The 12,603-nt window shown below is 72.6% G+C and carries 11 protein-coding genes; 4 read left to right on the top strand and 7 right to left on the bottom strand.

Going from position 1 to position 12,603, the window contains the following annotated elements; genetic code table 11:
* Positions 1 to 3: 3 nt before the first annotated feature.
* Both AAH991_RS21495 and AAH991_RS21490 read right to left on the bottom strand, forming a co-directional pair.
* The gene (locus AAH991_RS21495; protein WP_346227663.1) at positions 4 to 1,026 is read right to left on the bottom strand and encodes a trypsin-like serine peptidase; all 1,023 of its coding nucleotides are present in this window, start codon (positions 1,024 to 1,026) and stop codon (positions 4 to 6) included.
* 51 nt (positions 1,027 to 1,077) lie between these two features.
* Entirely contained in the window at positions 1,078 to 2,169 is a 1,092-nt protein-coding gene (locus AAH991_RS21490; RefSeq protein WP_346227662.1) for a trypsin-like serine peptidase, read from the bottom strand.
* Positions 2,170 to 2,380: 211 nt separating this feature from the next.
* Between AAH991_RS21490 and dxr the strand changes: the two genes are divergently transcribed.
* Positions 2,381 to 3,568 (top strand): 1-deoxy-D-xylulose-5-phosphate reductoisomerase, encoded by a 1,188-nt coding sequence (gene dxr / locus AAH991_RS21485; RefSeq protein ID WP_346227661.1) that lies wholly within the window; start codon positions 2,381 to 2,383, stop codon positions 3,566 to 3,568.
* Positions 3,569 to 3,616: 48 nt separating this feature from the next.
* Here dxr and AAH991_RS21480 read toward each other — a convergent pair whose 3' ends face one another.
* Positions 3,617 to 4,753, bottom strand: coding sequence for a lytic polysaccharide monooxygenase auxiliary activity family 9 protein (locus AAH991_RS21480; RefSeq protein WP_346227660.1), 1,137 nt, complete (start codon positions 4,751 to 4,753; stop codon positions 3,617 to 3,619).
* 334 nt (positions 4,754 to 5,087) lie between these two features.
* Here AAH991_RS21480 and ispG point away from each other — a divergent pair, with 334 nt between their 5' ends.
* The 3 genes from ispG (at position 5,088) to AAH991_RS21465 (ending at position 8,921) form a co-directional block, all read left to right on the top strand.
* Positions 5,088 to 6,254, top strand: coding sequence for a flavodoxin-dependent (E)-4-hydroxy-3-methylbut-2-enyl-diphosphate synthase (gene ispG / locus AAH991_RS21475; protein ID WP_346227659.1), 1,167 nt, complete (start codon positions 5,088 to 5,090; stop codon positions 6,252 to 6,254).
* A gap of 127 nt (positions 6,255 to 6,381) precedes the next feature.
* Positions 6,382 to 8,022: an alpha/beta hydrolase gene (locus tag AAH991_RS21470; RefSeq protein WP_346227658.1), complete on the top strand. Its 1,641-nt coding sequence runs from the start codon at positions 6,382 to 6,384 to the stop codon at positions 8,020 to 8,022.
* 56 nt (positions 8,023 to 8,078) lie between these two features.
* Positions 8,079 to 8,921, top strand: coding sequence for a GNAT family N-acetyltransferase (locus tag AAH991_RS21465; protein WP_193203799.1), 843 nt, complete (start codon positions 8,079 to 8,081; stop codon positions 8,919 to 8,921).
* Here AAH991_RS21465 and AAH991_RS21460 read toward each other — a convergent pair.
* The 4 genes from AAH991_RS21460 to AAH991_RS21445 form a co-directional block, all read right to left on the bottom strand.
* Positions 8,902 to 9,318 carry a DUF3037 domain-containing protein gene (locus AAH991_RS21460; protein WP_346227657.1) on the bottom strand — a complete coding sequence of 139 codons (417 nt, stop codon included), beginning with the start codon at positions 9,316 to 9,318 and terminating at the stop codon, positions 8,902 to 8,904. The two genes, AAH991_RS21465 and AAH991_RS21460, sit on opposite strands and share 20 nt — an antisense overlap.
* Positions 9,315 to 10,163 carry a HipA family kinase gene (locus tag AAH991_RS21455; RefSeq protein ID WP_346227656.1) on the bottom strand — a complete coding sequence of 283 codons (849 nt, stop codon included), beginning with the start codon at positions 10,161 to 10,163 and terminating at the stop codon, positions 9,315 to 9,317. Before AAH991_RS21455 ends, AAH991_RS21460 begins: the two co-directional genes overlap by 4 nt.
* 75 nt (positions 10,164 to 10,238) lie before the next feature.
* Positions 10,239 to 11,561 (bottom strand): alkyl sulfatase dimerization domain-containing protein, encoded by a 1,323-nt coding sequence (locus AAH991_RS21450; RefSeq protein WP_346227655.1) that lies wholly within the window; start codon positions 11,559 to 11,561, stop codon positions 10,239 to 10,241.
* Positions 11,562 to 11,609: 48 nt separating this feature from the next.
* Positions 11,610 to 12,476: a helix-turn-helix transcriptional regulator gene (locus tag AAH991_RS21445; RefSeq protein ID WP_346227654.1), complete on the bottom strand. Its 867-nt coding sequence runs from the start codon at positions 12,474 to 12,476 to the stop codon at positions 11,610 to 11,612.
* Positions 12,477 to 12,603 lie beyond the last annotated feature (127 nt).

Below are 12,603 nucleotides of genomic sequence, written 5' to 3'. Positions count from 1 at the left end.
CCCTCACGCCCGCCCGGCGGTGCGGTACAGGTCGCGTACGGCCTGGCCGAAGTAGGGGCCGTACATCGTGCGGTGGTCGTTGCTGTACTTGAAGCTGCTGACGGACGTCAGCGTGCCCCGGCCCGAGGCGGGGTCGAAGCCGCTGAGCCAGGGCCCGCCGCTGGCCCCCGCCGTGAGGTCGCAGCGCAGGCCCTGGTCGCGGGTCTGCCCCTGCGGGTCGCCGTGCGGGACGCCCGCGCAGTACAGCAGCCGCTCGCCGTCGTACGGAGGATCGGCGGGGAACCCGAAGCCGTAGGTCCGGCGGCCCCGCGGCGGGTCGAAGCCGATGGGCTGCCCGCCCACGGCGTCGGTCAGGTGCTGCCCGTCCAGGTCGTCCACCGCGACCATGCCCACGTCGTAGTCGTCGTCGCCGGAGCGCGACCATGGCCCGGCGACGAACATGCGCCGCGCGGGGAAGCCGCCGTACGGCTGCCGCCCCTCGTCGTATCCGGGCACGAAGGTCCAGTTCTCCGCCCAGGCCCCGGCGCCGTCCTTGACGCAGTGCCCGGCGGTGACGACCAGGTCCCTGTTCGCGCTGCGCACGGCACTGGCGGAGCAGGAGAAGTCCACGCCGTTCAGCGTCAGGAACACCCTGCCGGTGGTCCTCGTCACCGAACCGCCCGCCGCCCAGCGCGTGCCGCTGGTGGTGGCGGGGGGCATCGCCGCCGCCTGCCGTGTCCTGCCCGTCCGGGTGGCCCGGGTCGTCCCGGTCCTCGCGGCCGGCCGCGCCGCGTGGCCGGGTGCGAGAGCCGGCCCGGCGGCCGGCGTCAGGGCGGCCCCGACGACGGGCGGCAGGACCGGCCGGGTGCCGCCCAGCAGCCCGACCGGGACCGCCCGCGCCATCCGCTGCGGCGTCCAGTAGATCCCGGACGCGTGCCCGGCGACGTGCTCCACGACGTCTCCGAGGGGCGGGACCTCCGGGCTGGGGGTTCCCAGGAGTCCGGCGACGAGGGCGGTGACGGCAAGCAAGGGGAGGCTCGGAGTCATGGCTCCCGAGTGTGGACCACTATCGGTGTTCTCGCTGCTACTTTCCGTGAATCAGGTCAGGGCCGTCTTCTGGGCCGCGTTGTAGACCGCCTCGGCCTCGGGGCCGAAGTAGGGCCCGAACATCCAGTAGGACGCGAAGTTGTACTTGAAGCTGTTCACCGAGTTGAGCAGGCCGCTGCCGGTGCTCGGGTCGAACCGCACGAACCACGGGCCGCCGCTCGAGCCGCCGGTCATGCCGCAGCTAAGTCCCTGGTCCTGGGAGCTGAGGTAGTCGTCGAACGTGCGCCCGCCGCAGTAGACCAGCTTCGACCCGTCGTACGGCGCGCCCGCGGGGTAGCCGAAGGCGTACGTCTGCCGCCCGCGCGGCTGGTTGAACGCGACGCCCTGGCCGCCGACGACGTCGGTGAGGCTCTTGCCGCCCTGCGGCGCGACGACGGCGGCGGCGAGGTCGTAGTTCATGTTCTCGCCGGAGTTCCACTGCGAGGTGGTGAGCAGGGTGGTCGCCGGCCAGGTGCCGTCGGGCCGGTCGCCCTGGTCGTAGCCGGGGACGAAGACCCAGTTGGCGTGGAAGGCGCCGTTCAGCTTCACGCAGTGGCCCGCCGTGATGACCACGCTCTTGTTGGCGCTGGTGACGGCGGTGCCCGAGCAGGAGGCGTTCCGGCCGGCGTCCGACCCGGCGGTGACCGTGAAGAACACCCTGCCCGTCGTCTTCGCGACCGTCCCGCCCGCCGTCCAGGGCGAGCCCGAGGTCCGCGACGAGACGTACGCGGAGGTGTCGTTCGCGGCGGTGCCGGCCGTCATGGTCCTGGCCGTGGACAGCGTGGGGGAGATGGGCACGGTGGGGGAGACGACGACGGGGCGTGTCCCGGTGCCGTCGGCGGCGGCGGTGGCGGCCGCGGCGAAGTGCCGGTCGCCGGTGCGGGGCGCGTCCAGCGGTTCGGCGGCCTCCATCTTCGCGGCGGTCCAGAACTTCTTGACCGTGCGCTGCTCCGTCGTCGTGTCGGCGGCCTCGTGAACGGCGGGCCGGGGGCCGGCGGCCCGGGTCACGGTCGCCGCGGCGCCGTGTGCGGCGGGGAGCATCGCCCCCGCGGCCGCGAGGGCGGGGACGGCGAGAACCGCGAGACGTCGTGCGGTGGGGTGCATGCCTACCTCCGGGTCGGGATGTCCTGACGCGGGAAAGTAGCGACGCCTTCACCCGGATTTCCCACAATTCGTCTATACGGTTATGGGCAAATTCGGTCTTATATGTGCAGTTTTCTCCTGAGCATCGGCCGTCTCGTACCGGGCCCGCGTCAGGACGCTGCGGAGGCCGTGCTGATGCGAGCCCGCGGTGCGGCTTGGGGACAATGGGGGGATGAGCTCCGAATCACTGCCGCAGCCCCGGTCCGTCGTCGTGCTGGGGTCCACCGGATCCATCGGCACCCAGGCTCTCGACGTCGTCGCGGGCGCTCCCGGGCGGTTCCGCGTGACCGCGCTCGCCGCGGGCGGCGGCCGGGTCGACCTGCTGGCGAGGCAGGCGGCCGACTTCGGGGCCGAGGCGGTGGCGGTCGCCGACCCGGCGGCCGTGCCGGCGCTGCGCGAGGCCCTCGCGGCGGCCGGCGCGCGGCCGAGGGTGCTGGCGGGCCCGGAGGGGGTGGCGGAGGTCGCGGCGTCGCCCTGCGACGTCGTGCTCAACGGCATCACCGGGGCCCTGGGGCTGACCTCCACACTGGCGGCGCTGGAGGCGGGCCGGGTGCTCGCACTGGCCAACAAGGAGTCGCTGATCGTGGGCGGCCCGCTGGTCAAGCGCCTGGCAGGGCCGGGGCGGATGATCCCGGTGGACTCCGAGCACTCCGCGCTCGCCCAATGCCTGTGGGCGGCCGGGCCCGAGGGGGCCGACCCTGCGGCCGTACGGCGGCTGGTGGTGACGGCGAGCGGCGGCCCGTTCCGCGGCAGGAAGCGGGCCGAGCTGACGGACGTGACGCCGGAGATGGCGCTGAACCACCCGACCTGGAGCATGGGCCCGGTCATCACGGTGAACTCGGCGACGCTCGTCAACAAGGGCCTGGAGGTGATCGAGGCCCATCTGCTGTTCGACATCGGGTTCGACCGGATCGAGGTGGTGGTCCACCCGCAGTCGATCATCCACTCGATGGTGGAGTTCACCGACGGCTCGACGGTCGCGCAGGCGAGCCCGCCCGACATGCGGCTGCCGATCTCGCTCGCGCTGGCCTACCCCGAGCGGGTGCCCGGCGCGGCCCGGGCGGTCGACTGGACCACCGCCCACACCTGGACCTTCGAACCGCTCGACGACGAGGCGTTCCCGTCGGTCGCGCTGGCCCGTCACGTGGGCGCCCTGGGCGGCACGGCGCCGGCGGTCTACAACGCGGCGAACGAGGTGTGCGTGGAGGCGTTCCTGAAAGGCGCCCTGCCGTTGCTCGGCATCGTGGACACGGTGGAACGCGTGGTGGCCGCCCACACCCCCGGACCGGCGGCGTCCGTCGAGGAGGTCCTCGCGGCGGACGCCTGGGCGAGGGCGCGGGCGGCCGAGCTGACGCGCTGAGCCCCTGGCGCGACCCGGGTCAGGCGGGCCGCGCCACGGGCGGGCGGGTCAGGCCGCCGAGCAGGACAGCGTCGGGGTGCCGCTGCTCGATCCGTTGGCCAGGAAGCCGAACGTGGTCGAGGCGCCGGCGCCGAGGCTGCCGTTGTAGTTCACGTTCTTCACGCTGACGTTGCTGCCGGACTGGCTGAGCGTGCCGTTCCAGACCTGTGTGATGGTGCCGCCGCTCGGCTGGGTCCAGCTCACCGTCCAGCTGCCGATGGACGAGGAGCCGGCCTTCACCGTCACCTCACCCTGGAAGCCGCCGCCCCACGAGTTGGTGACCTTGTAGGTGGCGGAGCAGGCGCCGCCGTTGCCGCCGGAGGTCGGGCTCGCCGAGGGGCTGACCCTCGGGCTCGGCGAGGTGTTCGGCGAGGTGTTCGGGGACGGGGAGACCGGCGGGGTGGGGCTCGAGCTGGTGTTCGGGATGCCGACGCCGGTCACCTCGCCGTTGCCGCCGTCGAAGACGACGTCGGAGCAGCTGTAGAACGTCTCGTTGCTGTCCGAGCGCTGCCACACGGTGTAGATGATGTGGCGGCCGCTCTTACCGGAAGGCAGGCGGGCGTTCCAGTAGTAGTGGCCGTCCTCGGTGCCCACCGAGCCGAGGCTCGGCGGGTTGGTGACGCTGTCGAACGGGGTCGACTCCAGGTCGCTCCAGGCCAGCGGGCGGGTCGGGCTCCAGGAGTCCTTGGTGACGTACGACCGGAACGTGCCCGGGTGCGCGGCCCACATGTTGTACTTGAACTGGATGCTCGCCCCGGACGTCAGGTGGGTGACCGGCCAGTCGTTGCGGGCGAGGTCGAAACCGCTGAAGTCGTAGACGACCGCGCCGCCGCTGCACAGCTGCCCGTCGGGGATGAAGCCGGACATCCGGCCCGCCCCGTCCGAGCGGAGCACGGCGAACCAGTTGTACAGCGCGTTGGTCCCGCCCTTGGCGACCGCGGCCGCGCAGGCGGCGTTCTTCGGCTGGATGGCTCCGCTCGACGTCGTGCCGTCCTTCCAGCACAGGTAGGTGCGGCTGCCGGGCACCATCGGGGCGCCGTGCGCGGACGCCGGGGAGGCGAGCACGACGGCGGACACGAGGGCGGACAGTGCGGCGACGATCAGCCCGATCGTCGTCTTCGTTACTCTTCTTTGTGGTCTACCCACGGGCTACCCTTTCGCGTGGTCATGGCTGCCGCACTCGTGGTGCAGCACGGCACCGCCGACGGCGCGAGCACGTCGGCCCGGGGGACAGCCTTTGACACAAACCGGCCAGATGGTGCGAGAGCGCTCACGCTGTTCGGACTGTAGGTCGGCCCCCGCCGTCTGCCCACCCGGCCGCGGGCACGGCGTCGATAGGCGCAGGTAGTGCCGGTTTCTTCCGTGGCGGGTCATGAAACCTTCATTCCTCGTGAAAGGTTTCGGGCCGTCCGCCCTCACGGCACTCCTTAGACTGGGAGGGCCCCCCACCGGGCGTCGCCTATCACAACAAGGTGCAGAAATGTCTGTTGATCTCGGGATTCCCGCCGTACGGACCCAGCCGATCGCGAAGCGGCGGGTGTCGCGTCAGATCATGGTCGGCTCGGTCCCCGTCGGCGGGGACGCGCCGGTCTCGGTGCAATCCATGACCACCACGCTGACCGCCGACGTCAACGCCACCCTCCAGCAGATCGCCGAGCTCACCGCCACCGGCTGCCAGATCGTCCGGGTCGCGGTCCCGTCGCAGGACGACGCCGACGCGCTGCCGGCCATCGCGAGGAAATCCAAGATCCCCGTCATCGCGGACATCCATTTCCAGCCCAAATACGTGTTCGCGGCGATCGACGCCGGATGCGCCGCGGTCCGGGTGAACCCGGGGAACATCAAGAAGTTCGACGACAAGGTCGGCGAGATCGCCCGCGCCGCCTCCGACGCCGGCGTGCCGATCAGGATCGGCGTCAACGCCGGCTCCCTCGACCCGCGCCTGCTGCAGAAGTACGGCAAGGCCACCCCCGAGGCGCTGGTGGAGTCGGCGCTGTGGGAGTGCTCCCTGTTCGAGGAGCACGGCTTCCGCGACATCAAGATCTCGGTCAAGCACAACGACCCGGTCGTCATGATTCAGGCCTACCGGCTGCTCGCCCAGCGCTGCGACTACCCCCTGCACCTCGGCGTGACCGAGGCGGGACCGGCGTTCCAGGGCACGATCAAGTCCGCGGTGGCGTTCGGCGCGCTGCTGGCCGAGGGCATCGGCGACACCATCCGGGTGTCGCTGTCGGCGCCTCCGGTCGAGGAGGTCAAGGTCGGCACCCAGATCCTCGAGTCGCTGGGCCTGCGCGAGCGCGGCCTGGAGATCGTCTCCTGCCCCTCCTGCGGCCGTGCCCAGGTGGATGTGTACACCCTGGCCGAGCAGGTGCAGGCGGGGCTGACCGGGCTCAAGGTCCCGCTGCGCGTGGCCGTCATGGGCTGTGTCGTCAACGGCCCCGGGGAGGCCCGGGAGGCCGACCTCGGCGTCGCCTCCGGCAACGGCAAGGGCCAGATCTTCGTGAAGGGCGAGGTCATCAAGACGGTCCCCGAATCGCAGATCGTCGAGACCCTCATCGAGGAGGCCCTGCGCCTGGCCGAGGAGATGGGCGTCGACGTGGACCTCGACGAGGACGAGACCGCCGGCCCGGAGGTCGTCGTCCGCTGACCTCGGACGCGTTACACCAAGCAATGCTCTGACTACACAATGGCAATGATCGGGTAGTACGGCCCGTACTCCGCCGATCACGCCGCGAAGCTGTCCTCTGCCGTAAAGGGAGCAGAGGAGCGTGCCGGTGAAGCGGGTCGTTGGTGTGGTCGTGGGCGTGGCGGCGCTGGTCGCCGGGCTGGTCGGACCTGAAGCGGCGGCTGGATCCGACCATCCCGGGCACTGGGGGCCGCCGCAGCGTCCGCTGGAGTGGAAGCCGTGTCCGCCGGAGCCCGAGTCGGCCTCCGGCGGCGCCCTCGGCCCGGCCGGGTCCGCCCGCCGGGAACCCGCGCAGGAGTGCGCGGAGCTGCGTGTCCCGCTCGACTACCGCGAGCCGTACGGCCAGCAGATCTCGCTGGCGCTCAACCGGATCAAGGGCACCGCCTCGCGGGACGGCAACCACCTCGGCGCGCTGCTGGTGAACCCCGGCGGGCCGGGCGGCGAGGGGCTCAGCCTGGCCCGGTTCGTCGCGGCCCGGCTGCCCCGGGACGTCGCCGCGCGGTTCGACGTCATCGGCTTCGCGCCGCGCGGCGTCGCCCCCAGCAAGCCCGCGCTGTCGTGTGTCGACGTGGCCCGCTTCTACGCGCCGCCCCGGCCGGACAACGTGCCGAGGAACGACGCCGAGGAGCAGGTGCTGATCGGCCGGGCCAGGCAGTACGCCGAGGGCTGCGGCAACCGGGGGGCCTGGTTCCTGCCGTACCTGACCACGGAGAACAGCGCGCGGGACATGGACGCCGTACGCGCGGCGCTCGGCGAGGAGAAGATCAGCTACCTCGGCTACTCGTACGGCACCTACCTGGGGGCGGTCTACGCCACCCTGTTCCCGCAGCGGGTGCGCCGGCTCGTGCTCGACAGCGTGGTCGACCCCGACGGGGTCTGGTACGAGGCCAACATCGCCCAGGACCGCAGCTTCGACCGGCGGCACCGCGACTTCCTCGCCTGGGTGGCCGAGCACAGCGACGTCTACAAGCTGGGCGCGACGCAGGCGGCGGTGTCCTTCGCGTGGTACTCCATGCGCACACGGCTGCGCGACAGGCCCGCGGGCGGGATCGTGGGCCCGAGCGAATTGGACGACGTCTTCTCCAACGGCGCCTACAGCGACCGCCTCTGGCCGTACCTAGGCGCCGCCTTCTCGGCCTACGTCCGCGACGGCGACCCCTCGGTCCTGGTGAAACTGTTCCACCTGGATGCCGAGATCGACGCCAAGGAGGAGAACGCCTACGCGGTCTACCTGGGGGTGGAATGCCGGGACGCCGCCTGGCCCCGGTCGTGGGAGCGCTGGCGCGCCGACACGCGCCGGGCGCACGCCGAGGCGCCGTTCATGGCCTGGCCCAACGCCGTCTACAACGCGCCCTGCGCCTTCTGGCCGGAGAAGGGCGGCACGCCGGTCAAGGTGGGCACCTCGCACCTGCCGTCCATCCTGCTGATCCAGGCCGAGCGGGACGCCGCCACGCCGTACGAGGGCGCGCTGCGCATGCGCCGCCTGTTCCCGACCGCGCGCCTGCTGACCGCGGGCGGCGGCAACCACGGCGTGTCGCTCGCGGGGAACGCGTGCGTGGACCGGCAGCTGGCGGCCTACCTGCGCGACGCGGCGCTGCTGCCGCAGCGCAAGGGCAAGCGGGGCGCCGACGCGACCTGTCCGGCCGGGCCGGAGCCGCGGGCCGCGCTGATGAAGGTCGCGGAGGGCGCGCCGGCGACTCCCGCCCACGTCTCGGCCGTACGGTGGTGAGCACGGCCGGGCCGATACCTCCCAAACGGGAATCGTTCGCGTAGGCTGGCCCCGTGATGCTGCGAACATCGGCGTCGCGCGTGCTCGACGACAGCGATCGTGACGAGGTGCTGGCGCTCCTCGACACCGATCCGGTCGCCAATGTGTTCGTAGCGGCCCGGGTCAGGGCCGTCGGCCTCAGCCCTTCACGGCTCGGCGGTCAGATGTGGGGCTACGGCCCGCGCGGCGGGCTCGTGTCCCTGTGCTACGCGGGCGCCAACCTGGTGCCGGTGAACGCCACCCGCGAGGCGGTGCACGCCTTCGCCGACCGGGCGCGCAAGCAGGGCCGCCGCTGCTCGTCGATCGTCGGCCCGGCCGGCGCCGTGGAGCAGCTCTGGGAGCGGCTGGAGCCGCACTGGGGCGGCGCCCGCGCGATCCGGTGGGCCCAGCCGGTCATGGCGACGAGCTCCGCGCCCGCCGTCGAACCGGACCCGCTCGTACGCAGGGTCCGGCCCGAGGAGTTCGGCATCCTGCTGCCCGCCTGCGTGGCCATGTTCACCGAAGAGGTGGGCGTCTCTCCGGACAACGGCGACGGGGGAGCGCTCTACCGGTCCAGGGTCGCCGAACTCATCCGCATCGGGCGGTCGTACGCGCGCATCGACGACGGCCAGGTGGTCTTCAAGGCCGAGATCGGCGCGGTGACGCCGCAGGCGTGCCAGATCCAGGGCGTGTGGGTCCATCCCGACCTGCGCGGACGCGGCCACGCGGCGGCCGGGATGGCCGCCGTGGTCGAGCAGGCGCTGAAGTACTTCGCCCCGGTCGTCACCCTCTACGTGAACGACTTCAACCTCCCGGCCAGGGCGGTCTACCGCAAGGTGGGCTTCCAGGAGGTCGACACGTTCATGTCCGTGCTGTTCTGAGCCCCGGCGCGGCCGGCGTCGCACGGACCAGCCGGGTCAGCAGGTGGTCCAGCTCGGCCGCGGGGTCGCCGGTCAGCCCGGCGTGCACCGGCCCGGTCTGGACGACCGTGCTGCGCGGCGCGGTGAGCCAGCGGAACCGGGCGCCCAGCGGCTCCCCGCGGAGCGGCCCCGCCTCCTCGCCGCACGCCCGCTCGTACGCGGCCAGGGCCAGCCGTACGCCGGGCAGGTCCACGGGCGCGCCCAGCGCCAGCAGCCGGGCCTCGTCCAGCTCGACCCGGGCGCACAGGTAGCCGCGCGGCTGGCAGTAGAGGATGACCCCGGCGTTGACCAGCTCGCCCCGCTCGACGCTGGGCACCACGCGGATCACCGCGTACTCGTAGACGTCCAGGCCGCTCATCGGCCGCCCTCCCGGGTGGCGCGCCAGAAGCCGCCGATCGTCGCGCCCCGCTCGCCGCGGCGCTGCGAGGCGGTGCCGGTGGTGGGGGCGGTGCCGGCAGCGGGGTCCGGCAGCCAGTCGCGCGGCCCCGCGACCCGGGCGAGCAGATGCTCGGTGTAGGCCTGCCGTACGGCCCGCGCGTCCGCGAAGCCCGGCTCGTCCTCCAGCCATTCGTCCGGCACGAGCGCGGTCACCTCGTCGAGCAGCGGGCGGGTGACGAGCCCGGCCAGGTCCGCGTCGGCCTGCTCCAGCTTCGTCGCGAACGGCGCGAGCACGTGGTCGCGGCCGTCGAACCGGCGCCGCGGGTCGGCCGTCGGCCAGTTGTGGTGGAACCACAGAGCCGCGCCGTGGTCGATCAGCCACACCCCGCCGTGCCAGACGAGCAGGTTCGGGTTGCGCCAGCTCCGGTCGACGTTGTGGACGAGCGCGTCGAACCACAGCACCCGGGAGGCGAACTCGGCGTCGGGCTCCCAGGCGAGCGGGTCGAAGCCGAGCGCTCCGGGCAGGAAGTCGATCGCGAGGTTGTGCCCGGCGCTCGCCGTGAGCAGATCCTGGATCTCCTCGTCGGGCTCGCGGAGGCCGAGCTGCGGGTCGAGGTCGATGACCTTGAGATCCGGGGTGGCGAAACCGAGGCGTCTGGCGAGTTCGGCGCAGACGATCTCGGCGACGAGCACCCGCCTGCCCTGTCCCGCGCCGCGGAACTTCACGACGTACGTGCCGAGGTCGTCGGCTTCGACGACACCGGGCAGCGACCCGCCCTCGCGCAGGGGCGCGACGTACCGTGTCGCCGTGATCTGTTCGAGCACGGAAGGAAGGGTACCGTCAGGGCCGGCGGACGCTCCCCTCCTCGCGCCCGCCGGCCGTCGTGACGGACAAGCTCCTCAGTTGGCCTTGCTCGGCAGCCACCACATGCGGCCCTCGGCGACGTCGTGGTAGACGTCGAGCAGGTCCATGCCGGTGGTCTTGCTGCGTGACTCGGCCGCGGCCCACGCGTACACGCCCCGGGCGATCGCGCCGGGCTCCTGCTGGACCCGCATCGCGTAGACGAGGGCCCTGATCTCGTGCACCCTCCTGTCCTCCGGCTCGGCCTGCGCGGCGAGCTCGGCGAGCTGACAGGCCAGGCGCAGGTCGCCGTCTGCCGCCGCGGCGACGGCCCGGCCCGCGACCGACGCCGCTCCCGCGGACAGCTCGGCGACCGCGCGGGCGAACACGGCGTCCGGAGCAGGCTTGAGGTTGGCGGGGTTGCCGTCGTGCCAGCCGCCGTGCAACCGCCAGATGTTGCGCACGATGAACTCGGGCTCGTCGTGACGTTCTCGCAGGTAGGGCCGTCCGGCGAGCGCGGCGGGCGGCTTGACCGCGTGCAGGATCTCGTCCAGGCGGGCGCCCGCGTTCATCAGGTCGAGCGTCTGCTCCACCAGGCTGTCGAGATAGTCGGCGGTGTCGGTGAGCGCCCGGCGCACCCGGGCGGACCCGCGCACGGGCAGCCCGCGCCCGGGAAGCAGCAGGTCGGCGTCGAGCGCCGCCATGGTCCGCAGCGCCACCGCCCAGTCGTCCGGATAACGCTGCACCCGCTGCGGGTCGCCCGCCCCGGGAACCGACCAGGCGAACAGGTCGCCGGTCAGCAGCACGCCACGCTCGGGCAGGAACGCCCAGGTGGCGTCCTCGGTGTCACCGCGGGCGTGCATGAGCTCGAAGGTGACGTCTCCCAGCGACAGCGACAGCCGGTCGTGGTAGGTCAGGTCGGGCAGCCGCTGCGGCGGCGGCCAGACCAGGCGGGGGAAGCCCCGCTCGCGCAGGTCGACGACCGCGTTGTAGCCGGCCGTCCTGGCCTGCCGGGCGAGCCTGCGGGCCAGCCCCTCCTGCGCCACGACCAGCGGGCGGGCGCCCGGTTCGGCGTCGAACTCCTCGATGCCGGTCAGCCTCTCGGCACGGCTGCGCGAGAAGATCGCGTATTTGAGCGGCTCGACCGACCATTTCCTGATCGCGCGATAGGACTCGGGGGCCTCATGGGCGTCGCCGGTGTCGAAGAGGCCCAGCCCTTCCTCGCCGCGGACCACGTACACGTTGCCGCACGCCGGCCACATCGCCACGCCGTAGGCGATCTCCTGCACCCCGTCTCGGCGCAGCTCGTCATAGGGCACGTCCTCCGGGCGCACCGAACCACGCCAGACCTCGTCGGCGTACGAGAGGATCGGTGATTCCATGGTCAGAAGCCTGATCCTCAGGACGGACGATGCCCAGTAGGGAGATCCCTAATGTCCGCGCCGGCCCGCGGGGGACTCGGCGGTCCAGCTCGCGAGAAGCTCCAGAGCGCGTTTCGAGGACGAGCCGGCTTCGGCGGTGTAGACGAAGAGCGTCGTGTCCGGGTCTCCGGGCAGGGAGAGGGTCTCGTACTCGACGGTCAGCTCACCGACGAGAGGGTGCCGCAGACGCTTGGAGCCGTGGGTGCGCTGGTGGACGCGGTGCTGCTCCCACCAGTGGGCGAACTCGCGGCTGCGCTCGCGCAGGTCGGCGATGAGCGCGACGGTGGCCTGATCGTCCGGGTCGCGGCCCGCGTCGAGCCGCAGGCTCTCGACCGCGGCGCGCGCCTGGACGTCCCAGTCCGCGAACAGCGATCGGGCGTCGTCGTCGAGGAACATCCATCGCGCGTAGTTGCGCTGCCGGGGCGGCAGCCGGTCGAAGTCCGTGAACAGCGCCCTCGCCATCGTGTTGGCGGCGAGCACGTCGGTGCGGCGGCCGAGGACGAGGGCGGGCTCGCCGTCGAGGGCGTCGAGGAGCTGGTAGAGCCCGGGGCGCACGCGCTGGACGCCGCGGGTCCGGGGCCGGACGGGGGCCGTGGTCAGCCCGATGAGGTCGTGCAGATGCGCGCGTCCGGCGTCGTCGAGCCCGAGGGCGCGGCCGACGGCCTCGACGACGGCCGGCGAGGGGGTGATGCGCCGGCCCTGTTCGAGGCGTGCGTAGTAGTCGGTCGAGACTCCGGCCAGGAAGGCGACTTCCTCGCGGCGCAGGCCCGGGACCCGGCGCACGCGGCCGTCGGAGGGCAGGCCGGCCCGTGCCGGGTCGACCTGGCTGCGGGCACGTCTCAGGAAGTCGGCGAGTTCACGGTTGGTTCCGGCCACGGATCCAGTGTCTCGCCTGCCGGGTGTTCCCGGCTGGTCCTGTGCGTCCTAGGTTCCCCGGTGCGCGGTCGCACAGGGCGCGATATGGACGTCCGCAGCGGGTCGCGGTGGATGAAGCTGGTGCCGT

Source organism: Microbispora sp. ZYX-F-249, from assembly GCF_039649665.1.
In the GTDB taxonomy this organism is placed as follows: Bacteria; Actinomycetota; Actinomycetes; order Streptosporangiales; family Streptosporangiaceae; genus Microbispora; species Microbispora maris.
This window is presented reverse-complemented; position numbering and strand designations above follow the sequence as displayed.